Raw genomic sequence first — 21643 nt, 5'->3', positions numbered from 1 at the left:
TCTTGTCGGAGTCTTGTAGGAGTCCGGCGAACGCGCGCGAAACGCCCTACGAGGGCACGCGCGACCGGGTCGAGGAGTATTTCGACCGGACCGCGACGGGGGTGTGGGCACGGCTGACCTCTGACGCGCCGGTGAGCTGGGTCCGGCGGACGGTGCGCGCGGGCCGCGACCGGATGCGCGCGGTGATGCTGTCGCGCCTGCCCCAGGACCTGACCGGCGCCCGCGTGCTCGACGCCGGATGCGGCGCCGGACAGATGACCGCCGAACTGGCCGCGCGGGGCGCGACGGTCGTCGCCGTGGACGTCTCTCCAAGGCTGATCGAGATCGCCCGCCGGCGCCTGCCGGAGGGTCTGCCCGGCCGGGTCGCCTTCGTCGCCGGAGACATGCTGGACCCCGACCACGGGGCATTCGACCATGTCATCGCCATGGACAGCCTGATCTATTACGGCTCGGTCGACATCTGCTCGGCGCTGTCGGACCTGTCGGGGCGCACCTCCGGGCGGATCGTCTTTACCGTCGCGCCGCGCACGCCCCTGCTCATGGCCATGTGGACCGCGGGACGGCTGTTCCCCAAGGCCGACCGCGCGCCGGTCATGGTGCCCCATGCGCCCCGCACGCTGTCGCGGGATCTGCGGCGGGCGGGCTGCGTCCGGCATCTGAAGGTGGTCGAGCGGGTGTCCTCGGGGTTCTACATCTCGACCTGCATGGAGGTGCCGGAATGAGAGTGGCACGCCTTCCGCTCAGCGCGCTTCCCTTCGCCGACGCGGCCAGCGCCGGGCTGCCGATGGGCCAGCTTCTGCGGATGTCGCTGTTCCAGGTGTCGGTCGGCATGGCCACGGTGATGCTGCTGGGCACGCTCAACCGGGTGATGATCGTCGAGCTGAGCCTGGGTGCCATGCTGGTCGCGGCGATGATCGCGCTCCCCGTTCTGGTGGCGCCGTTCCGCGCGCTGCTGGGCCACCGCAGCGACATCCACCGCTCTGCGATCGGGTGGAAGCGGGTGCCCTACCTGTGGTTCGGGACGCTGTGGCAGATGGGCGGCCTGGCGCTGATGCCTTTCGCGCTGCTGGTGCTGGGCGGCGACACGGTCCACGACGTGCCCTTCGCCGGAGAGGTCCTGGCCGCTGGGGCGTTCCTGATGACCGGCCTGGGGCTGCACATGACCCAGACGGCGGGGCTGGCGCTGGCCTCCGACCGCGCCGATGACGAGACCCGGCCCCGCGTGGTGGCGCTGCTCTACGTGATGTTCCTGGTGGGGATGGGCGTGTCGGCGGTGCTGATCGGCTGGCTGCTGGCGGATTTCTCGCCCCTGCGGCTGATCCGGGTGGTGCAGGGCACCGCGCTGGTCACCGTGGTGCTGAACCTGATCGCGCTCTGGAAACAGGAGACGATCCGCCCCATGAGCCGGGCCGAGCGGGACGCGCCGCGGCCCCAGTTCGGCGCCGCCTGGCGCGATTTCGCGGTCGGCGGCGACGCCGGGCGGCTCTTGGCCGTGGTGTTCGTCGGCACGCTGGCCTTCAACATGCAGGACGTGCTGCTGGAGCCCTACGGCGGCGAGATCCTGGGCCTGAGCGTGTCGGCCACCACCTGGCTGTCGGCGGTCTGGGCGGCGGGCGCGCTTGTCGGCTTCGCACTGGCCGCGCGCTGGCTGGCGCGCGGAATCGACCCGTTCCGCATGGCCGCGCGGGGGATCCTGGCCGGCGTCGCGGCCTTTTCCGCGGTGGTCTTTGCCGCGCCGATGCAGGCGGACTGGCTGTTTTACGGCGGTGCGGCGGGGATCGGGCTGGGCGGCGGGCTGTTCTCTGTGGCCACGCTGACGGCGGCGATGACGCTGCCCGCCCGCGGCCTGGCCGGCCGCGGTCTGGCGCTGGGCGCCTGGGGGGCGGCGCAGGCCACGGCGGCGGGGCTGTCCATCGCCATCGGCGGGGCGCTTCGCGACGGGGTCGGGATGCTGGCGACCTCCGGCGCGCTGGGCGAGGTGCTGAACACGCCGGCCACCGGGTACACCACGGTCTATCATATCGAAATCGCCCTGCTTTTCGCGACATTGGCGGTCCTCGGGCCTCTGGTCCGCCTGTCCTTCGTCAATCCCATCCAAGAGACCCAGAACGGCGGCAAGATCGGTCTTGCCGACTTTCCAACCTGAAAGGAGGGCATCATGGTCGGTGTCGAATTTTTCGGAGATACGGATCTGGCGGCGGTCGCGATCTGGGGCTTCTGGCTCTTCTTCGCGCTGCTGGTCTACTACCTGCAGACCGAGAACATGCGTGAGGGCTATCCGCTGGAGACCGAGGACGGAGAGCCCGCGCCCAACCAGGGACCGTTTCCGGTGCCCAGCCCCAAGACGTTCAAGATGCCCGGCGACCGGCCCGACGTGATCGTTCCGTCGCCCCAGAACGAGGCGGCGCACCGGCGCGAGGATCTGGCCATGGCACGCACCGCCGTGTCCGAGGGCTTTCCCCACGCCCCCACGGGCGATCCGATGCGCGACGGTGTCGGCCCCGCGTCATGGGTGCCGCGGCGCGATCTGGTGGAACTTTCCGGCGACGGCCATCCGAAGATCCAGCCGATGGGGGCCCATGAGGCGTTCTTCGTCTCGGCCGGGCGGGATCCGCGCGGGATGCCGGTGGTGTGCAACGACGATCAGGTGGTCGGCCATGTGGTGGACCTGTGGATCGACGTGCCCGAACAGATGGTGCGCTACCTGGAGATAGAGCTGGAGGCCGGCGGGCGCTGCCTTGCGCCGATGCAGCTGGTGCGGGTCAAGCCGCGCTATGTCGATATCCGCACGCTGGATACGGCGCGCATGGCCCAGGTGCCGCAGACCGCGTCGATGGAGCAGATCACCCTGCTCGAGGAAGAAAAGATCGTGGCCTTTTACGGCGGCGGCGAGCTTTACTGCAGGTAAGGAGAATCCCCATGCCCCGTGACTATCGCGACGATCACGACATCACCGTGGAGCCCGTCGAGGGCCTGCCCGAGGCCCTGCCGCGCGGCGAGACGATTCTGTGGCAGGGACGGCCCGACACCAGCGCCCTGGCGCGCGCGGCGCTGTCGCTGACGTGGGTGGCAGGCTATTTCGCGGTGCTGGCCTTCTGGCGGGTGGCGTCCCTTGGGGCCGATATGGGCTGGACGGCGGCGGCGCCCTATGCGCTGCCGTTTCTGGGGCTGGGCGCCGCGGCCTGCGGCCTGCTGTGGGTGATCGCGCGGGTGCAGGCCCGTGCCACGGTCTATACCATCACCACCGAGCGCGTCGCGATGCGGATCGGCGCCGCGCTGACCGTGACGCTCAACCTGCCGCTGGCCAAGATCGCCGCGGCGGATCTGTCGAAGGGGCCGGGCGGGACCGGGACCATCGCGCTGAGCACGGTCGAGGGCACGCGGCTGTCCTATGCGGTGCTGTGGCCGCACATGCGGCCCTGGCACATGACGCGGGTGCAACCGGCGCTCCGGGCGATCCCGGATGCCGAGCGGGTGGCCGCGATCCTGGCCGATGCGGTCGAGGCGCGGGCCGCGCGCCCGCAGATCTCGGCGATTGCGGTGGCGGCGGAATAGGAGGGGACCATGCTCTATTACGATGCGGAACGGCGCGAGATGCAGCAGCGGGACCGCGCGATGATCCCGAAGACGCTTCTGGCGGCCATGGTGGCGGTGGCGCTGGGCGGGCTGTCGCTGGCGGCCTATGCGCGGGTCACCGACATGCCGCTGGCAGGGGTGCCCCAGGACGCCCCGGTGGTGGACTCCCGCACCTTCGTGCTGGAGGGTGACAGCGTGTCCGTCCGCGCCACGACGCCGGATGGCGAGGTTCTGCTCGACACCGACAACGGCGCGTTCATCGCGGTGGTCGGCGACGCGCTCCGCCGGCAGCGCATCGTTCACAGGACGGTGGGCAATCCGCCGGTGACACTCGCCCGTCTCGCCAACGGGCGGCTGGTGCTGACCGATCCCGCAACCGGCTGGTCGGCCGAGATGACCTCTTTCGGGGCCGGCAACGCCCGGCACTGGGACGTCCTGTTCGAGTGATCCCGGACAGCCATAGCCAAAGAGGGAACCGAAAGATGGGACTGTTCACGAGAGAGACCGAGACCGCGCCCTGCACGGTCGAAGTGGTCCACAAGTTCGAGGAACTGTCGGCCCATGTCAGGCTGGACAACGGGGCGGTGATCCACCCCGGCGACAGGGTGAAGGTCCACGGCGCGCCGGTCATGGCCCCCTGGGGCGAGGAGGTGCGCGAGAGCCGCACCGCCACGATCGTCCGCGCCAGCCGGATCGAGCGGCTCTGGACCCGGCTGACCGGGGATATCGAGGTCATGGAACTGTGCGAGTTCTCCTTTTCCGAGGAGATCGACGCGACGGGCACCGGCGGAGAGGAGGCTGCAGCATGAACGTTCAGACCGGAACGGCGACCCATACCGCCGACGCGACCACCGTGGAGGAAGGCCTGGCGATCCAGGAGGCGCAGTCGAAGTTCGACAGCGAGTCCGCGACCGCTCTGGCCATGCAGAACACGCTGCTGACGCCGCGCTTCTACACCACCGACTTCGAGGAGCTGGACGCCATCGACGTCGAACCGGTGCGCGAGGACTGGGACAAGCTGATGGAGCGGATGCGGGCCGATCCCAACAAGGGCCATTTCCGCAAGACCGAGGACTGGGACGCGGTGGACTGGGAGGGGATGGAGCCGGAGCTGAAGGCGGAGTTCCTGGATTTCCTGATCTCTTCCTGCACGGCGGAATTCTCCGGCTGCGTGCTCTACAAGGAGATGAAGCGGCGCGGCACGAATGCCGACATCAAGGAGCTGTTCAGCTACATGTCCCGCGACGAGGCACGGCATGCGGGCTTCATCAACGACGCGCTCCGCGAGGCGGGCGTGGCGGTGAACCTGGGCTTTCTGACGCGAGAGAAGAAATACACCTATTTCCGGCCCAAATTCATCTACTACGCCACCTATCTCAGCGAAAAGATCGGTTATGCCCGCTACATCACCATCTATCGCCACCTGGAGGCGAACCCGGACCAGCGGTTCCACCCGATATTCAAGTGGTTCAAGGAGTGGTGCAACGACGAGTTCAGCCATGGCGAGGCCTTCGCCCTGCTGATGCGGACGGACCCGAAGATCACCGGCAGCTTCGCCAACAGGCTGTGGATCCGGTTCTTCCTGACGGCGGTCTATTCCACCATGTGGGTGCGCGACCATGCCCGGCCCAGGTTCCACGAGGCGCTTGGCGTGGACATCGACTGGTACGACATGGCGGTGTTCGAAAAGACCAACGTGATCGCGCGGCAGGCCTTTCCGGTGGAGCTGGACATCGCGCATCCCCGGTTCGTGAAGGGCTGCAAGGCCATGGAGCGCGCGGTGCGCGAGATGGACGCGGCCAAGGCGCGGGGCGGCGCCGGCGGCCTGGCCGGGCGGATCGGCGCCGGGGCGCGGGCCGCGGCGGCATTCCTGTCGATCTACACCATCCCGGTGAAGAAGAACCGGGTGCCCGACAGCGTGCGGCTGGAGCCGGCCTACTGACACCGGACGCGTCCGGGCCTTGCGCCGGCGCGGTTCAAGACGAGACGGAGGACGACGCGCCCCATGTTCGACCATCCCGCCATCGCGGCGCTTGCGGCGCTCTTCGTCTGGTGGTTCTCCACCGGGGCGATCCTCTGGGCGGTGCAGCGCGCCGACCGGAAGGGACCGGGGGCGCACGGGCGGCTGGTGCTGGTGACCCTCCCGCTGCTGATCGGCGGTGTCGCGGGCGCGGTGCTGGCAGCGGGCGCCTATGCGGGGTTCCTGTCGGCGCTGGCGATCTGGGGCTGGATCGAGCTGACCTTTCTGACGGGCACGGTCACGGGCTACGCGCGCGGGCCGATGCCCTATTGCGCGACCGTGACCCAGAGGTTCCGGGCCGCCTGGGCCGCGCTCGCCTGGCACGAGCTGGCGCTGGCGGCGGGGTTCGTGTTCCTGCTGACCTCCGGGCAGGAGGTGGCGCTGTGGACCTATGCGGTGCTGTGGTTCGCGCGGCTGTCGGCCAAGCTGAACATCTTTCTGGGTGTGCCCCGCATCAATACGGAATTCCTGCCGGCCCCCCTGGCGCATCTGCCCAGCTACTTCCGGCAGGGTCCGGTCAGCTGGCTGTTCCCGATCTCGATCCTGGTGCTGACGGGCGCGGTCTTTGGCTGGGTCGAAAGGATCGCGATGACCGGCGACGTGAAATTCGCGCTTCTGGGCGCGCTGACCGCCCTGGCGCTGCTCGAGCACTGGCTGATGGTGCTGCCGCTGCCGGATGAGAAACTCTGGCGCTGGGCGATGCCCGCGCCTCTGGACAGGACAAGAGAGGAAAGGGGAGAGCATGGATTTTGACGCCGCCTTTCGGGCCCAGCTGGACGACCTGAAATCCGAGGGGAACTACCGCATCTTCGCCGATCTGGAGCGGGTGCGGGGCAGGTTTCCCAAGGTCAGGAACCACGGAATGGGGCCGGACGAGGTCACCGTCTGGTGCTCGAACGACTATCTGGGCATGGGCCAGCATCCGGACGTGGTGTCGGCCATGGTCGAGGTGACGGAACGGTGTGGCACCGGCTCGGGCGGCACGCGCAACATCTCGGGCACCGCGCATCACCATGTCGGGCTGGAGCGGGAACTGGCCGACCTGCACGGCAAGGAGGGGGCGCTGCTGTTCTCGTCCGGCTACGTGTCGAACTGGGCGGCGCTGTCCACGCTGGGATCGCGCCTGCCGGGCGCGGTGATCTTCTCGGACGCGCTCAACCATGCCAGCATGATCGAGGGGATGCGCCATTCCCGCGCCGAGCGGGTGATCTGGCGGCACAACGATCCCGCCGACCTGGACCGCGCGCTGTCGCTCTACGGACCCGGGGTGCCCAAGATCGTCGCCTTCGAGAGTGTCTATTCCATGGACGGCGACATCGCCCCGATCGCCGAGATCCTCGACGTCGCCGAGAAACACGGCGCGATGACCTATCTCGACGAGGTGCACGCGGTGGGCATGTACGGGCCCCGCGGAGGCGGTGTGGCCGAGCGCGAGGGGCTGATGGACCGCGTGACCCTGATCGAGGGCACACTGGGCAAGGCCTTCGGATGCTTCGGCGGATATGTCGCGGGCTCCGCGGCGCTGTGCGATTTCATCCGCAGTTTCGCCAGCGGGTTCATCTTCACCACCGCGATTCCGCCGGCGGTGGCCGCGGCGGCGGCGGCGGCGGTGCGCCACCTGAAGGGCAGCGGGATGGAGCGCGCCCGGCAGCGCCGGCAGGTGGCGCGGCTGCGCGCCGGCCTGGACGCGCACGGAATTCCGCATCTGGACAACCCCAGCCATATCATCCCGGTGATGATCAAGGATCCGGTAAAGTGCCGGATGATCGCCGACGTGCTGATGGAGCAGCACGGCATCTACGTGCAGCCGATCAACTATCCCACCGTGCCCAAGGGGACCGAGCGGCTGCGCTTCACCCCCGGACCGCTGCATACGGATGCCGACATCGACCACCTGGTGCAGGCGCTGAACGGGCTCTGGAGGCAATGCGCTCTGGCACGGGCCGTGGCATGATGACCGTGGGCGGCGCCTTGACGTGTCGCCGTTACGGTTTAGGACTTCAGGCAATGTTCGGGCCGGTCTGGTCCGACTGACAGGGAGAGTTCGATGAAAACCACCATGAGTTCCTTGGCCGTCGTGGCGCTGCTGGGCGGCGCCGCCGCGGCGCAGAGTCAGGAGTCCGTCGGCGACGCCGCGGCCGGCGAGAAAGTGTTCAACCAGTGCCAGGCCTGCCACGTGGTTACGGACGATGCGGGCAACACGCTGGCCGGCCGTGCCGGGCGGACGGGTCCGAACCTTTACAATGTCGTCGGCAGGACCGCCGGCAGCGTCGAGGGGTTCCGCTATTCCTCCTCCATGGTCGCGGCGGGAGAGGCCGGGCTGGTCTGGGAGGCCGACACGTTCGTGCCCTACGTCCAGGACCCGACGCCGTATCTGCGCGAGTACCTCGACGACAAGGGCGCGCGCGGGGCGATGACCTACAAGGTGCGCAAGGAGGAGGACGCGAAGAACGTGTTCGCCTACCTCAAGTCGCTCGGCTCCCAGGGTGAGGGCGACGGCTCGGGCGACGCGTCGGGCAGCTGAGCCACGGCGGATCGAGACGAACGGAAGGGCCGGTCACGCCGGCCCTTTCCGCGTTCAGGCATAGCTTCGGACCAGCGCGCTGGAGATCAGCGTCCAGCCGTCCGCCACCGCGAAGAAGGCCAGCTTGAACGGCAGCGACACGATCGCGGGGGGCACCATCATCATGCCCATGGACATCAGGATCGCCGCGACCACCAGGTCGATGATCAGGAACGGCAGGAAGATCAGAAAGCCGACCTGAAACGCCCGCTCGATTTCCGACAGCAGGAAGGACGGGACCAGCATCGACAAGGGAGCCATGGGACCCAGGGCCGTGTCCCCCTCTGCCTCGCGGATGGAGGCCAGCGCATCGAACGTGTCCGGGTCGATGCGCGCCGCCATGAAGTCGCGGAACGGCGACAGGGCGACCGGAACGGCCTCTTCTATCGTGAGCGTGCCCTCGACCAGCGGCGTCACCCCGGTCTCCCAGGCCGTCACGAAGACCGGCTCCATGACGAAATAGGTCAGGAACAGGGCCAGGGTGACGATGAGCATGTTGGGCGGCGCCTGCTGGAGCCCGATGCCCTGGCGCAGGATCGACAGCACCGTGACGAGGAACGGGAAGCAGGTGATCATCACCAGAAGGCCCGGCACCAGGCTCAGGAGCGTGACCAGCACCAGAAGCTGGATGCCGCGGCCCGCCAGGGTTCCCTCTCCGTCGAAGTCGATGGAGACCTGCTGGGCCAGCGCCATCCCCGGCAGGGTCGCCAGGAGGGCAAGGAGAAGAACCGGCAGCACGACCGGCAGGACGCGTGTCACAGACCGTTGTCCATGTCCGCGACTTCCGTCAGGCGCACGGCCAGCAGCCCCGACTGGTCGCCCTCCAGCTCCTCCAGTTCGCCCCGGGCGATGAGGCGGTCGCCGACATAGAGTTCCACAGGATCCTCGACCCGGCTGTCGAGCGGCAGGACGGCGCCCTGCTCCATCTTCAGCAGGTCGGCCAGCTTCGGGCGGGCCTTGCCGACCGAGACCACGATCTCTACCGGCACGTGCACGAGCGGGTTGGTCGAGGCGCGCTGGGACTCCGCGACCTGGGGGACGTCAGCCATGGGAGAGGGTCTCCTTGTTGAGGGTGTCGAGTGCGGCAAGCGCTTCGGTCAGCCGCGCCGCGGCGGCCTGCGTGTCGATGAGCCGGCCCTGGTCGCCCAGGCGCACATGGATCGTGTCGGGGGCAAGCTCGTCATCGGCTTCCAGCCGGTAGGGAAAGCGCGCGGTGTCGCCGAGCGCGCCGGCCACCGCATCGAGATCGGCGGGCGGGACATGCACCGTCACCGGCGCATCGGCGGCGTCCTGCGCCAGATCCTCGACCACCTCGATCAGACGCTGTCCCAGGCTTTGGCGTACCAGTTGCGGCAGTGCCGTGGACGCGACGGCCTCCAGAAGCGGCCCCAGCGACTGCATCACATGGGCGCGCGCCTCATGGTAGGTAAAGGACAGCTCTTCCAGACGGGCGCGGACGGCCTGTCCGGAGGACTGCGCGCTGCGTTCGGCGGCCTCCGTGGCGTCGTCCCAGCCGGCGGCGTAGCCCTTGTCGAAGGACTCCAGCTTCTCGGCTTCCAGCCGTTCCGGATCGACCGAGGTCATCCGCGTCAGTCCGGCGAAGCCGCCGAAGTCCTCCAGCGCCAGGGTCATGCCTTTTCTCCGTCGTCTTCCATCCAGGATTTGAGGATCTGCAGCGACTCGTCCTGCCGCTCGTCGATGAGATGGCGCAGCCGGTCCACGGCGCTGCGCTCTTCGGTCGGATCCGCGTAGGAGCGGATCGGGCGCCGGGCGTCGGGCAGGTTCGCGGGCGTGTCCTCGGGGTCGATCTCGCCGGTCAGGACCGTGCCGTCGCGGGGCGCCGCCAGGGCCGGGGGCGGCGCCTTCGACAGGATCGGCCGGACCACGAACAGTCCCAGGATCAGCGCGACCACGGCGAGCACGGCGATCTGGATCAGCCGCATGGCGTCGATCGGTCCCAGGAGGCTGGCGGCGGCGGGGCCGGAGCCTTCCACGGGCAGCGGCTCGAACTCCATGCTGCGCAGCGAGAGAGTATCCCCGCGCTCACCGTCGAATCCGACGGCGGCGGAGACCAGTTCACGCAGCGCCTCCATTTCCTCCGCGGGGCGAGGGGCCCAGGTCACGGTGCCGTCCTCTGCCACGGTCCGGATGCCGTCCACCAGCACTGCGGTGGTGATCCGGGAGATCGCGCCGGGCATGCGGGTCAGCTGCCGCTCCGTCTGCGAGACCTCGTAGTTGATGCGCTCGCGGCTCTCGCTGGCCTGGCTGCTGGACGCGCCCTCTTTCTTCGCCGCATCGCCATCGGGCAGGTTCGAGGCCACGGTCACGTCGCCGCCGGGGCCGTCCTTGGACGATTCGCTGGTCTGGGTCGTGTCCTGGCTGATGGCGATCCGGCTGTCGGGGTCGATCCGACGCTCGGTGATCTGCTCGCTGTCGGTGACGGTGTCCACGTTGACCTCCACCACCGCCTTGCCGTAGCCGACGCGCGCCTCCAGCAGACGTTCGACGTTGCGTTTCAGCGCCGCGGCCTTGTCGCCGCTGGCACCGGCCATGGAGGGCGTCTCATCCCCCGCAAGAATGACGCCGCCGTTGGAATCGATGACCGACACGTTCTCGGGCGCGAGACCGCTGACCGCGGCGGCCACGAGGTAGCGCAGCGCCTTCGCCTGCTGGGCCGACAGGCCGCCGCCGGCCGGCGTCACCGTCACGGCCGCGGTGGGCGTGGCATCGCGCTGGAACGGTTTGGTGGAAGAGTTGGCGATATGGACGCGGGCGGCACGGATCGACGGAGAGCTGACGATGGTGCGCGCCAGCTCACCCTCCTTCGCGCGCCAGTAGGCCGCATCGAACATCTGGCTGGTGGTGCCGAAGCCGGACATCTTGTCCAGCAGCTCATACCCGTCGGAGACGTTGGCGGGCAGGCCTTCGGCGGCCAGGGTCATGCGCAGGGCGTCCCGGGCCCGCGCATCCACGAAGATCGCGCCGCCGCGCACTTCGTACTGCGCCCCCTGCGCCTCCAGCGCGGCGACGATATCCCCGGCCGCCCCGGGCTCCAGCCCCGAATAGAGCAGGTCCATGTCGGTGGAGGTGCTCAGCCGCGCAAGGCCGGCGACAAGGGCGATCATCGCCACCGCCGCGCCGATGAGAAGGGCGCGCCGCTGGCTCGTCAGCGAACCCCATACCGTCATGATCTGCTGCAAGACCGACCTCCTGTCACGCGGGGCACATGCGCCCGTCTGCACCGGCAAACTGACCGAGCGGCCTTAACAATCGGTTAGCTTAATGATGGTTTATACGGCCCCGAAGACGATTTTCTCCGAACGGGGCAGGACGGGAATGGCAGAGGAAGAAACCGCCAAGAAATCGGGAAAGGGCGGGCTGATCATCGGCGCGGTCCTGATGCTGACGCTGGGCGCGGGCGGATTCGCGGCCGTGTGGAGCGGCCTGATCCTGGGTGGCGGAGACCAGGTCCAGGCCGAGGCCGGCGGGGAGAAGGACGGCGGTGGCGACAAGGGCGCGGGCGGCGCATCGGGCTCCGGCCACGACGCGAAAACCGTCGCGGGCAGCTATGCGGCGACGGCCGTGGCCGATGTCGCGTTCCTGCCGGTAGAGCCCTTCGTCGTCACCCTTGGTCCGGAAAGCCGGGCGCGGCTGCTGAGGTTCCGCGCCGAGCTCGAGGTTCCGCAACTGGCGCGCGATGACGTTGCCTATCTGATGCCGCGGGTGGTGGACGTGATGAACGGCTATCTGCGCGCGGTCGATCCGGCCGAGTTCGAGGATCGCGGCGCGTTGATTCGACTGCGCGCGCAGCTGCTGCGCCGGGTCGAGCTGGTCGTCGGCGCCGATCGGGTGCGCGATGTGCTCGTCATGGAATTCGTACTGAGCTGAGGTGGACCGATGGACCTGATCGCCGACATTCTTCTGATCGGGGGGGCGCTTGGCGTGACCTTCTACTGTTTTGTCCTGTCGCGGCGGCTGACCCGGTTTACCGACCTGGAGCGCGGCATGGGCGGTGCCGTCGCGGTGCTGTCTGCGCAGGTGGATGACCTGACCCGCGCGCTCGATGCCGCGCGAAAGGCCGCGGACGGCTCCGGAACGACCCTGACCGAACTGACCGAGCGGGCCGAGGATGTCGCGCGCCGGCTCGAACTGAATGTGGCGGCGCTCCACGATCTCGACGCGCCGGACGGACAGGGGGGCGCTGTCGTGGCGCAGTCCGCTCCCACGGCGCCGGTCGCCGCCGCACCGCCGGCGGCCGTTCCGGACGCGCCAGCGCCCGACGTCCCCGCTCCGGCAGACGCCGCGCCCGCGATCCCCGCACCGGCAGAGACGCTGCCGGCGGACACCGCAACGGCGGAGACGCTGCCGGCGGACACCGCACCGGCGGAGTCGTCCGACACCGCACCGGTGGAGGCGGACGCTGCGGACCCCGAAGCGGACGATCCCGCACCCGCCGCCACGACGCGGGCCGTCGCCCGGACCGTCGATCCCTATCTGATCGACCCCGAACGCCAGGGCTTCACGTCACGGCGTCCGGTGGCGGTCGCGTCATGAACCTGCGCAGGCTGAACCTGCGCGCCCGGCGGAACGGGATCGGCGCGCTGCCCATGCTGGCCGGCCTGGTGCTCGCCTCCGCGCTGTTGCGCCTGGGCGATGGGACGGCAGGCTCGCTTGTCGATCTGCTGTCGGAGGCGACCACGGCCCATGCCTCCGCCGACCCCGCGGCGGACGGGGACGAGGTCGCGGCGCTCCTCGCGGCCCTGGAAGAGCGACAGGCGGTCCTCGACACGCGCGAGGCGGAGCTGGACGCGAAGGCCGGGGAACTCGCCGCGGCACAGGAGAAGCTCAACGCGACAATGGAAGAGATCCGCGTCGCCGAGGAAGACCTGCGCGAGCTTCTCAAGCTGGCCGACAGCGCCGCCGAGGACGACCTGGCGCGGCTGGCCACCGTCTATCAGAACATGAAGCCCGCCGAGGCCGCGCCGCTGTTCCAGGAGATGCCGCCCGATTTTGCCGCCGGGTTCCTGGCGATGATGGATCCGGTCGCCGCCGCCGCGATTCTGGCGCGCCTGCCGCCGGACGCCGGCTATGCGATCAGCGTGACGCTGGCCGGTCGCTACGCCGCCTTGCCCAAGGAGTGATACCAGTGAGCAACCAACCGGAGACCTGCACCACATGATCGCAATCATCGGAATCGTGGTCGTTTTCGTCATGGTCTTCGGCGGGTATCTGGCCGCCGGGGGCAAGATGGGGATCATCCTCAAGGCCCTCCCGTTCGAGATCGCCATCATCATGGGGGCCGCCGTCGGTGCGTTCCTGCTGTCCAACGGCGGCAGCACTGTCAAGCACACGGCGCGCGACATCGGCCGCGTCTTCAAGGGCCCCAAATGGCGCAGCGCCGACTACCGCGACCTGCTCTGCCTCCTGTTCGAGCTGATCCGCCTGGCAAAGTCGGATCCGCTGGCGCTGGAGAGCCATATCGAGGATCCGGCCTCCAGCGAGATCTTCGGGCGCTATCCGAAGATCCAGAAGGACAAGGAAGCGGTAGAGCTGATCTCGGACACGCTGCGCTCTGCCAGCATGAATTACGACGACCCCCACCAGGTCGAGGAGGTGCTGGAAAAGCGCATGGAGACCACGCTCCACAGCGCCATGCATTCCAGCCACGCCCTGCAGACAATGGCTGACGCGCTCCCGGCACTGGGCATCGTCGCGGCGGTGCTGGGCGTGATCAAGACCATGGCCTCCATCGACCAGCCGCCCGAGGTGCTGGGCAAGCTGATCGGCGGCGCCCTGGTCGGCACCTTCCTGGGCGTGTTCCTGGCCTACGGCTTCGTCGGGCCGTTCGCCTCGCGCATCCGCGCTGTGGTCGAGGAGGACGCCCATTTCTACCAGCTGATCCGGGAGGTCCTGGTGGCCAACCTCCACCAGCACTCGCCCGCGATCTGTATCGAGGTCGGCCGCCAGAACGCGCCCTCCCACGTGCGCCCAGGCTATAACGACCTGGAAGAAGCGCTTAAGGCGACGCGGGCGGCATGATCCGGTTTTCCGCCCTGATCGCCCTCGTGTCGGCCTGGGCCCTGGCCGGTGCCGCGCAGGGTGAGCCCGTTCTTGTGCGCACCGCAGAGCATGACGGGTTCACCCGTATCGTGATCGACTATCGCGACCGGCCGGACTGGCAGATCGTGCGAACGGCGGACGGGTTCGACGTGAGAACCTCGCGCCCGGTGGATTACGATCTGGGGGGTGTCTATCGCCGGATCGGCGACCGGCGGATCGAGGCGCTGCGCCAGTCCGCGCCGGACACGCTGGCGGTGTCGCTGAACTGTCCCTGCGACGCCACGCCGCTGGAGCGGCCCAACGGCGGCCTGATCCTGGACATTGCCGCCGGACCGCCCGCACCGGAACGCGCCAGCGCCGCCCGCTTCGACGTGCCGGACCTGTTGCCCGGCCTGCTGGTCGATGCGGTCCGCAGGCCCGCCAAGGCGGCACCGGCCGATTTCTCCCGGAGCGTCATGCAATCCTTCCGCGACGCCGCGGCGGAGGGGCTGATCGACGCGATCGATCTGCCGGCAGAGCGGGTCGAGGATCGCACCCCTTTGCCGCCGCCCGGTCCGGACGCGCCGGAGATCCCACCCGGCCTGGGGATCCGGGTCGAAAGCCAGGAGCAGCGAGACGAAAGCGGCCGGGTGGGGATCCCGGCGGCCGCAATCTGCCCGCCCTACGCGCGGGATCCTCTGTCCGCCTGGAGCCGTGTCGATCTGCCTGCCGACGCCGACAGCCTGCTGACGGCAGAGACGGACGCGCGCCGGCTGATCTCTCGCGGGCTCGGGGCGGAGGCGCTGTCGCTGTTGCGGCCCGTCGCCGGGTCGGATCCGGTGCTGCAAGAGATCGCCGCTGTCGTGGATGCGCCCGTCCCGGCACCGCGGCTCGCCGCCTCTGCCGATTGCGGCGATGCCTTCGCGCTGTTCGCGCTGATCGCAGGATCGTCATCCGTGCCTGCCAGGATCGACAGCATCGTGAACGCCGTGGACGGAATCGGGAACGAGACCTTGCGCCAGCAGCTTGGACGACGGGCCGCCGCACGGCTGCGGACCTTGCGCCAGCCCGAAAGCGCGCGGGTGGTCGAGAACCGTCTTGCCGGCGTCGCGCAACCGGCCCGGGCACCGGAAACCGTCGCGGCCGGGCGAGACCCCGCGCTGCTCGACCTGGCCGCCCGCCGGACGCCCGACCTTGCGGATGCCATGGTCCGGCTGGTGGACGGGATGGTGGACAGGAACGAGACCGTTCCCGTCGCGATCCTGGATCAGGCGCAGGCGCTGTCGGTCGAACTCACCGGGCGCGATCGGGATCGCCTGGACCGGTCCGTGATCCGGGCGCGGATCGCCTCGGGCGCGCTGACGGCAGCCGATGGCGATCTGGTCCGCCTGGCGGCGCGCGACGCGGATCTTGCCTCTCGCCTCAGGATCGAGCTCTTCGGCGCGCTGCTCGACATGTCCGACGATGCCGGCTTCCTCAAACGGGCGGTGCGCCTCAAGGACCGTCTGCCGGATGACCAGGCCTTGCGCGTCGCCCTGGCGGCAAGGGCCGAATCACTGCATGTCCCGGATCTGGCGCTGGACCTGCTGGGCAGCGGTCGGGAGGTTCCGTCGCGCGAAGAGCGCCTGCTGCGGTCCCGGATCGCCCTGTCGCGCGACGCGCCCGACGCCGCGGAAAGCTTTCTTGCCGGGTTGTCGGGACCGGATGTGGATGCCCTGGCGCGTCAGATCGCGCAGCTTCGCGTCGTGGATCCAGCGGCAGAAGAACCCGCCCCGCCACCCAACGGGCTGCAGGCGCGCAGCGCCGGTCTGCTGGCCGAGAGCGCGGCCCTGCGCGAGGAGATCCGCGCGCTGATCGGGAACTGACGGACCGGGCGGCGGCACCGGTCGCCGGCGGTCCTCAACCTCTTGGTAAGCATTCCGCGCTAGCCATGTCGCAGCCAGTAGGCCAGCCGAGTCCAGAAGGAATCCGCCGTACGCATGGGACCTGTCCTGTCCGCCTTCATCGCGGCGCTTTTCCTTGCGCTACCGGCTGCCGCCAACCCGGCCGATCTCTGTCTGTCGGCCGCGAACCGGGCCAGCCAGGAAAGCGGCGTGCCCTATGACGTGCTGGCCGCCATCTCTCTGACAGAAACCGGCCGAACGAGGCAGGGACGCATGGATCCCTGGCCCTGGACCGTGAACCTCGAGGGCAAGGGCTACTGGTTCGACACCCAGGCAGAGGCGGAGGGTTTCGCGGACCAAAGCTACCGCTCGGGGTACCGCAGCTTCGACATCGGGTGCTTCCAGATCAATTACAGGTGGCACGGGGAGCAGTTCAGATCCATTGCCGAAATGTTCGACCCGCTGTCGAACGCCCGCTACGCCGCGCGTTTTCTGTCCGAGCTCTTTGCGGAATACGGCGACTGGACACGTGCCGCGGGCGCGTTCCATTCCCGAAATGAGGAATTCGCCGGCCGCTACCGCGCCCGCTTCACGCAGCTTCGCAACGGATTGGACGGCAGCGCGCCGGAAGACGTCGTGGTTGCGATGGCCGAACCCGCGCGCCGCAGCTCGACCTATGTGTTCATGTCAGGAGGAACGCCCGGCGGCCTTGGCTCTCTGGTGCCACGTGGACAGTCCGCGCGGCCCCTCTTCGAGATCGTCAGCCGATGATCCGGGCGATGTTTCAACCGACGATCCTGCTGTCTCTGGCGCTCATGGCGGTGATCGTCATGATGATCCTGCCGGTGCCGTCATGGGTGCTCGACGTCGGGTTGATGCTGTCCTTCGCCCTGGCGATCCTGATCTTCACCACCACGCTCTTCATCCAGCGTCCGCTGGATTTCTCTGCCTTTCCGACGGTCCTGCTGGCCTCGCTCATGCTGCGGCTGTCGCTCAACGTCAGCTCCACCAAGCTGATTATCGGCGAGGGGCACACCGGGACCGGCGCGGCGGGCGAGGTGATCGAGGGCTTCGCCGATTTCGTCATGGGCGGCAGCGTGTTTCTGGGCCTCGTGGTGTTCGGCGTGCTGTTGATCGTGAACTTCATCGTCATCACCAAGGGTGCCGCGCGGATGGCCGAGGTCGGCGCGCGCTTCGCGTTGGACGGGATGCCGGGCAAGCAGCTTGCCATCGATTCCGACATGAGCGCGGGGGCCATCGACCATGCCGAGGCCAAGGCCCGGCGCGAACGCGAGCAGCAGGAGACGACCTTCTTCGGCTCGCTCGACGGCGCGTCGAAATTCGTCAAGGGCGACGCCGTGGCGGGACTTCTTATCACGCTGCTGAACCTGGTGATGGGGCTGGCCATCGGCACGATCCTTCACGGCATGGAGATCGGCGCGGCCTTCAAGACCTACGCGATCCTGACCGTGGGCGACGGCCTTGTGACGCAGATCCCGGCGGTCATCATCTCTATCGCCTCCGCGCTTTTGCTGGCGCGCGGCGGCGCCTCCGGCTCGACCGATCTTGCGATCTTCGACCAGCTGGGCCGCTATCCCGGCGCGCTGGGCACCGTGGCGCTGCTCATGGGGCTCTTCGCCCTTGTGCCGGGATTGCCTTTTCTGCCGTTCATGGCCGGGGCCATCGGTCTGGGCGTGCTGGCCTGGAAGGCGCGCCAGTCCGCGGTCCGGGCCCAGGCCTCCGCGTCGGAGACGGCCGCCGCGCCCGCGCCCCGGCAATCCATGGGCGATGTGCTGGACCTCGACGACATCCATCTGGAATTCGCGCCGGATCTGGTGCCTCTGGTGTTGGACGCGGCGACCGGGCTCGACGCGCGGATCGGCAACATGCGTACCCATGTCGCCACCACCTATGGGCTGGTCCTGCCGGAGATCCGGCTGACCGACGATCCGTCACTCCCCAACGGCACCTACACGATCCGGATCCACGGCGTGGAAAGGGTGCGCGACCGGCTCTATCCCGACCGGGTGCTGGTGCTGGCCGGGGACTCCCCCGACGCGATGCCGAACGGTCTGGATGTGGCGGAACCGGTCTATGGCGCCGCCGCGCGCTGGGTGGACCGCGCACGCCAGGAAGAGGCGGCACTTTCCGGTCTGACCACCGTCACGCCGGCCGAGGTGCTGGCGACGCATCTGCTGGAGATCATCAAGCGCAACTTCCACCGCCTGATGACGCTGAAGGCGCTGCGGCGGCTTCTGGACGAGTTCACCCGCCTGTCGGACCCGGACCGCGCGGCGGCGAACCGCCGGCTGATCGACGAACTGGTTCCCGACAAGGTGCCGGTCGAGCTGTTGCTCCAGGTGCTTCGCCTGCTTCTTGAGGAGCGCGTCTCGATCCGCAACCTGCCGCTGATCCTTGAGGCGATCGCCGCCGCCCGGTCCCAGGCCACCACGCCCGAGGCGATCTGCGAGATCGTGCGCCAGCGTCTGGGCTTTCAGCTTGTCGCGGGTCTGTCGAGAGAGGACGGGTCGGTTCCGCTGGTGCAGCTCTCCCCCGAATGGGAGGACCTCTTTGCCCAGCACCAGCTGCAGGGCGAGGCAGGAGAGGCCAATGTCGCCTTGCCGCCCGACGCGTTCAACCGGCTGGCCGACCAGACCGCGTCGACGCTGGGCGAGGCTGCCGACCGCGGCGTTTTCGCGGCCCTGGTGACCACCTCCCGCCGGCGGCGGTTCCTGCGCATGGTCCTGGCCGCCAAGGGGCTGACCAACCCGGTCATGAGCTTCGAGGAACTGGGCGTCGAATCGCGCCCCGCGCTGGTCGGAACGGTTCCGGCATGATCCCCGCACTCACCGCGCTGACCGGCATCGCGGAGGCCGCCCTGACCCTGGGGATGGTCGTCTTCCTGCGCGTCGGCGCGGCCATGGCGATGATGCCGGCCTTTGGCGAACGCTCGGTGCCGATGCGCGTGCGCCTCGCCCTGGGACTGGCCTTTACGCTCATCACCGCGCCCGCGGTGCTGGACCGGATACCGGATCTGGCGCCGGGGATCTGGCTGGCGGGCGAGGTCGTGATCGGCCTGGCGCTGGGCGCGGTGCTGCGGCTTTTCGTGATCGCCCTGCAACTGGCCGGGGCGATGGCGGCGCAGACGGTGTCGCTCGCGCAGATCTTCGGTGGAGAGGCCGCCGATCCGCAGCCGGCGATCGGCCATACGATGGTGATCTCGGGCCTGGCGCTGGCGGTGATCCTGGGGCTGCACGTCAAGCTGGTCGCGTTCCTGGTCCTGTCCTACGACCTGTTGCCGGCGGGCCGGTTGCCGGTGCCGTCGGACCTGATGGAATGGGGTGTCACACGCGTCGCCCGCGCCTTCGCCCTGGGGTTCGCGCTGGCAATGCCCTTCGTGATCACCTCTCTGCTTTACAATCTGACGCTGGGGGTCATCAACCGGGCCATGCCGCAGCTTATGGTGGCCTTCGTCGGCGCGCCCGCGATCACCCTGGGCGGCCTTGCCCTGCTGGCCCTGTCGATCCCGCTGATCCTGCAGGTCTGGATCCAGTCCATGGACGCGTTCCTGCTCGACCCCGCGGGGGCCGTACGATGAGCGGTGGCGGCAACGAGGACGACGACAGCGACAAGCAACACGAGCCAAGCCAGAAGAAGCTGGACGATGCGCGGCGCAAGGGCGAGGTGCCGCGCAGCGCCGATCTGACGACGGCGGCCGGATATGCCGGCGTGCTGCTGGTCGCCGCCGCGCTGGGGGCCGCGTCCCTCAAGGAGCTTGGCGCGACGCTGGCCGGCGTCATGGCGCGCGCCCATCTGCTGGCCCCGGAGGTCGTGCTGGGCGGTGGCGGCGCGCTGACGGCGACGCTGGCGGCGGAGATCGGACTGGCGCTTGCGCCCTGGATGGCGATTCCGTTCGCCTTCGCGCTGGTGTCGGTGCTGGGACAACAGGCGTTGCTCTTCACCGGCTCGAAACTGGCGCCGAAGATGTCGCGCGTCTCGATCATCGGCAACGCCAAGAACAAGTTCGGAAAGAACGGGCTGTTCGAGTTCGCCAAGAGCTTCGTCAAGCTGGCGATCTACTCGGTCGCGCTGACCATGTTCCTGTGGGCGCGGCTGCCGGAGATCCTGAGCCTCGCCACCATGGATCCCGGACTCGCCACCGCGCGGGCCCTGGAGATGTGCGTGACCTTCCTGGCGCTGGTGCTGGCGATCGCGCTGGCGCTGGGGTTCGTCGATCTGGTGTGGCAGCGCGCCGAGCATATCAACAAGCACCGCATGTCGCGCAAGGAGATGACCGACGAGCACAAGGAGTCCGAAGGCGATCCGCACATGAAGCAGCAGCGGCGCCAGAAGGGAATGGAGATCGCATCGAACCGGATGATGGCGGATGTGCCGGAGGCGTCGGTGGTGATCGTGAACCCGACCCACTACGCCATCGCACTGAAATGGTCGCGCAGTTCTCCGGGGGCGCCGGTCTGCGTCGCCAAGGGCACCGACATGGTGGCCGCCCGCATCCGCGAGACGGCGACGCAGGCCGGCGTGCCGATCCACTCCGACCCGCCGACCGCCCGGGCGCTCCATGCGACGGTCCGGGTGGGCGAGGAGATCCGCGCGGATCAATACGCGGCCGTGGCCGTGGCGATTCGCTTTGCCGAAGCGATGCGCAAGAAGGCGCGGTTCCGATGAGCCAGCGCTCCGACTGGGAGCAGCTGGCGGGTATCGCGGGGATCCTGCGCGACCGGGACCTGTCCAGGGTCGAGGGCATCGTTCGGCACATGAATCGGATCCGGTCCGACATCGCGACCCTGGAAGAGGTGCGCGAAGCCGGATCGCGCCGCGGGCTCGACACGGCCCGGCTGACCGGCGCGGATGTGGCATGGATGGCGTGGAGCCAGGAGCGCCTCGTAAGGCTTCAGGCGCAGCTGGCCGCCCTCAGGGCCTCTCATGAGCTCGCCCTGGCCGAGGCCCGGCGCGCGTTCGGCCGCGCCGACGTGGCGCGGCGGATCTCTCGGGGAGAGGTCGACTAGAGATCCTGGCGGGCAATGTCCAACAGCAGGACATCCTTGACTCCGTCGCCGAGCTCGGCGCGGGCGGTTTCCATCAGGCGGGCCTTGACCGCATCGACGGCACCGTTCGAGGTGAACGTGCCATCGAACCCACCGGTATTGGCGTGGTCCAGAATGACCCTCAGGAAGCCGTCGCGCAGGCGCGGCTCGCGTTCGAACACCACCTGCTCCAGGTCCGGCGTGACTTCCAGCGTCAGGGACAGCACGGCCATGGAGGCGACGCGCCCCTCCTCGATCACCGGGACGACGAACTGCCGGTTGAGGCTCGCGAAGACGGTGGCGGAGGACGACTCGTCGGCCGCGCCGCCGTATCCGGCATCCTTGCCCGCGGCCGTGTCGACCTTGCCGACGGCGGGCTCCGGGCAGGCTGCGGCGGCCTCTGCGGTGCCGGGCGCGTCGGCGGGCTGCGGCTTGAGGACCACGGCGGCGCCGACACCGGCGCCAAGGCCGACGAGTCCGAGAACGAGGGGGAGGAGAAGACGCAGCATGGGCGGCC

General features: G+C 69.0%; 25 protein-coding genes. 20 read left to right on the top strand and 5 right to left on the bottom strand.

Translation table 11 applies throughout. The features are described 5' to 3' along the window. Positions 1 to 2: 2 nt before the first annotated feature. The 10 genes from bchM (at position 3) to KW83_RS14265 (ending at position 8120) form a co-directional block, all read left to right on the top strand. Positions 3 to 722 carry a magnesium protoporphyrin IX methyltransferase gene (gene bchM, locus KW83_RS14310; protein WP_036180346.1) on the top strand — a complete coding sequence of 240 codons (720 nt, stop codon included), beginning with the start codon at positions 3 to 5 and terminating at the stop codon, positions 720 to 722. After that, entirely contained in the window at positions 719 to 2146 is a 1428-nt protein-coding gene (locus KW83_RS14305; protein WP_036180224.1) for a PucC family protein, read from the top strand. Before bchM ends, KW83_RS14305 begins: the two co-directional genes overlap by 4 nt. A gap of 12 nt (positions 2147 to 2158) precedes the next feature. After that, positions 2159 to 2908 (top strand): photosynthetic reaction center subunit H, encoded by a 750-nt coding sequence (puhA, locus tag KW83_RS14300; protein WP_036180222.1) that lies wholly within the window; start codon positions 2159 to 2161, stop codon positions 2906 to 2908. Between the two features lie 11 nt (positions 2909 to 2919). Next, entirely contained in the window at positions 2920 to 3555 is a 636-nt protein-coding gene (puhB, locus tag KW83_RS14295) for a photosynthetic complex putative assembly protein PuhB (RefSeq protein WP_051928530.1), read from the top strand. A 9-nt stretch (positions 3556 to 3564) separates the two neighbouring features. Continuing rightward, on the top strand, positions 3565 to 4023 hold the full coding sequence (puhC, locus tag KW83_RS14290; protein WP_036180219.1) for a photosynthetic complex assembly protein PuhC: 459 nt from the start codon (positions 3565 to 3567) through the stop codon (positions 4021 to 4023). Between the two features lie 35 nt (positions 4024 to 4058). Beyond that, the gene (locus tag KW83_RS14285; RefSeq protein ID WP_036180216.1) at positions 4059 to 4385 is read left to right on the top strand and encodes a hypothetical protein; all 327 of its coding nucleotides are present in this window, start codon (positions 4059 to 4061) and stop codon (positions 4383 to 4385) included. Further along, a complete protein-coding gene (gene acsF / locus KW83_RS14280) occupies positions 4382 to 5518 on the top strand; it encodes a magnesium-protoporphyrin IX monomethyl ester (oxidative) cyclase (protein WP_036180213.1) in 1137 nt (378 codons plus the stop codon). The genes KW83_RS14285 and acsF overlap by 4 nt, the downstream gene beginning before the upstream one ends. Positions 5519 to 5581: 63 nt before the next feature. After that, positions 5582 to 6349, top strand: coding sequence for a putative photosynthetic complex assembly protein PuhE (gene puhE, locus KW83_RS14275; RefSeq protein ID WP_036180210.1), 768 nt, complete (start codon positions 5582 to 5584; stop codon positions 6347 to 6349). Further along, positions 6339 to 7550: a 5-aminolevulinate synthase gene (gene hemA, locus KW83_RS14270; protein ID WP_036180207.1), complete on the top strand. Its 1212-nt coding sequence runs from the start codon at positions 6339 to 6341 to the stop codon at positions 7548 to 7550. The genes puhE and hemA overlap by 11 nt, the downstream gene beginning before the upstream one ends. 93 nt (positions 7551 to 7643) lie before the next feature. Then, positions 7644 to 8120, top strand: coding sequence for a c-type cytochrome (locus KW83_RS14265; RefSeq protein WP_036180204.1), 477 nt, complete (start codon positions 7644 to 7646; stop codon positions 8118 to 8120). A 54-nt stretch (positions 8121 to 8174) separates the two neighbouring features. On the opposite strand, the gene fliP is transcribed toward KW83_RS14265, so the two are convergent. The 4 genes from fliP to fliF form a co-directional block, all read right to left on the bottom strand. Next, positions 8175 to 8852, bottom strand: a complete 678-nt coding sequence (gene fliP / locus KW83_RS14260) for a flagellar type III secretion system pore protein FliP (RefSeq protein ID WP_051928538.1) — start codon at positions 8850 to 8852, stop codon at positions 8175 to 8177. A gap of 62 nt (positions 8853 to 8914) precedes the next feature. Next, positions 8915 to 9208: a FliM/FliN family flagellar motor switch protein gene (locus tag KW83_RS14255; protein ID WP_036180201.1), complete on the bottom strand. Its 294-nt coding sequence runs from the start codon at positions 9206 to 9208 to the stop codon at positions 8915 to 8917. Beyond that, complete coding sequence (locus tag KW83_RS14250; RefSeq protein ID WP_051928529.1) at positions 9201 to 9791, bottom strand: FliH/SctL family protein; 591 nt, start codon at positions 9789 to 9791, stop codon at positions 9201 to 9203. Before KW83_RS14250 ends, KW83_RS14255 begins: the two co-directional genes overlap by 8 nt. Further along, positions 9788 to 11347, bottom strand: coding sequence for a flagellar basal-body MS-ring/collar protein FliF (fliF, locus tag KW83_RS14245; protein ID WP_051928537.1), 1560 nt, complete (start codon positions 11345 to 11347; stop codon positions 9788 to 9790). The genes KW83_RS14250 and fliF overlap by 4 nt, the downstream gene beginning before the upstream one ends. Before the next feature lie 211 nt (positions 11348 to 11558). Between fliF and KW83_RS14240 the strand changes: the two genes are divergently transcribed. From KW83_RS14240 to KW83_RS14195, 10 genes are all read left to right on the top strand, one after another. Then, positions 11559 to 12047 carry a flagellar basal body-associated FliL family protein gene (locus KW83_RS14240; protein WP_235191432.1) on the top strand — a complete coding sequence of 163 codons (489 nt, stop codon included), beginning with the start codon at positions 11559 to 11561 and terminating at the stop codon, positions 12045 to 12047. Positions 12048 to 12056: 9 nt separating this feature from the next. Next, positions 12057 to 12713 (top strand): hypothetical protein, encoded by a 657-nt coding sequence (locus KW83_RS21985; RefSeq protein ID WP_407667869.1) that lies wholly within the window; start codon positions 12057 to 12059, stop codon positions 12711 to 12713. Continuing rightward, positions 12710 to 13300, top strand: a complete 591-nt coding sequence (locus tag KW83_RS14230; protein WP_036180194.1) for a MotE family protein — start codon at positions 12710 to 12712, stop codon at positions 13298 to 13300. The genes KW83_RS21985 and KW83_RS14230 overlap by 4 nt, the downstream gene beginning before the upstream one ends. A gap of 34 nt (positions 13301 to 13334) precedes the next feature. After that, positions 13335 to 14198 (top strand): flagellar motor stator protein MotA, encoded by an 864-nt coding sequence (gene motA, locus KW83_RS14225; RefSeq protein WP_036180192.1) that lies wholly within the window; start codon positions 13335 to 13337, stop codon positions 14196 to 14198. Beyond that, complete coding sequence (locus KW83_RS14220; protein ID WP_036180189.1) at positions 14195 to 16063, top strand: hypothetical protein; 1869 nt, start codon at positions 14195 to 14197, stop codon at positions 16061 to 16063. The genes motA and KW83_RS14220 overlap by 4 nt, the downstream gene beginning before the upstream one ends. Before the next feature lie 114 nt (positions 16064 to 16177). Continuing rightward, entirely contained in the window at positions 16178 to 16852 is a 675-nt protein-coding gene (locus KW83_RS14215; RefSeq protein ID WP_036180186.1) for a transglycosylase SLT domain-containing protein, read from the top strand. A gap of 8 nt (positions 16853 to 16860) precedes the next feature. Further along, entirely contained in the window at positions 16861 to 18918 is a 2058-nt protein-coding gene (gene flhA / locus KW83_RS14210) for a flagellar biosynthesis protein FlhA (RefSeq protein ID WP_235191431.1), read from the top strand. Then, positions 18915 to 19679 (top strand): flagellar biosynthetic protein FliR, encoded by a 765-nt coding sequence (locus KW83_RS14205; RefSeq protein ID WP_051928528.1) that lies wholly within the window; start codon positions 18915 to 18917, stop codon positions 19677 to 19679. The genes flhA and KW83_RS14205 overlap by 4 nt, the downstream gene beginning before the upstream one ends. Beyond that, positions 19676 to 20767, top strand: a complete 1092-nt coding sequence (gene flhB, locus KW83_RS14200; RefSeq protein ID WP_036180180.1) for a flagellar type III secretion system protein FlhB — start codon at positions 19676 to 19678, stop codon at positions 20765 to 20767. The genes KW83_RS14205 and flhB overlap by 4 nt, the downstream gene beginning before the upstream one ends. Beyond that, positions 20764 to 21108, top strand: coding sequence for a hypothetical protein (locus KW83_RS14195; protein ID WP_036180177.1), 345 nt, complete (start codon positions 20764 to 20766; stop codon positions 21106 to 21108). Before flhB ends, KW83_RS14195 begins: the two co-directional genes overlap by 4 nt. On the opposite strand, the gene KW83_RS14190 is transcribed toward KW83_RS14195, so the two are convergent. Then, positions 21105 to 21635 (bottom strand): flagellar basal body-associated FliL family protein, encoded by a 531-nt coding sequence (locus KW83_RS14190; protein ID WP_036180174.1) that lies wholly within the window; start codon positions 21633 to 21635, stop codon positions 21105 to 21107. The genes KW83_RS14195 and KW83_RS14190 overlap by 4 nt on opposite strands. Positions 21636 to 21643: the final 8 nt, after the last annotated feature.

This window comes from Palleronia rufa (assembly GCF_000743715.1).
Taxonomy (GTDB): domain Bacteria; phylum Pseudomonadota; class Alphaproteobacteria; order Rhodobacterales; family Rhodobacteraceae; genus Palleronia; species Palleronia rufa.
The sequence above is the reverse complement of the archived record's forward strand: the minus strand, read 5'-3'. Positions and strand labels throughout refer to the sequence as shown.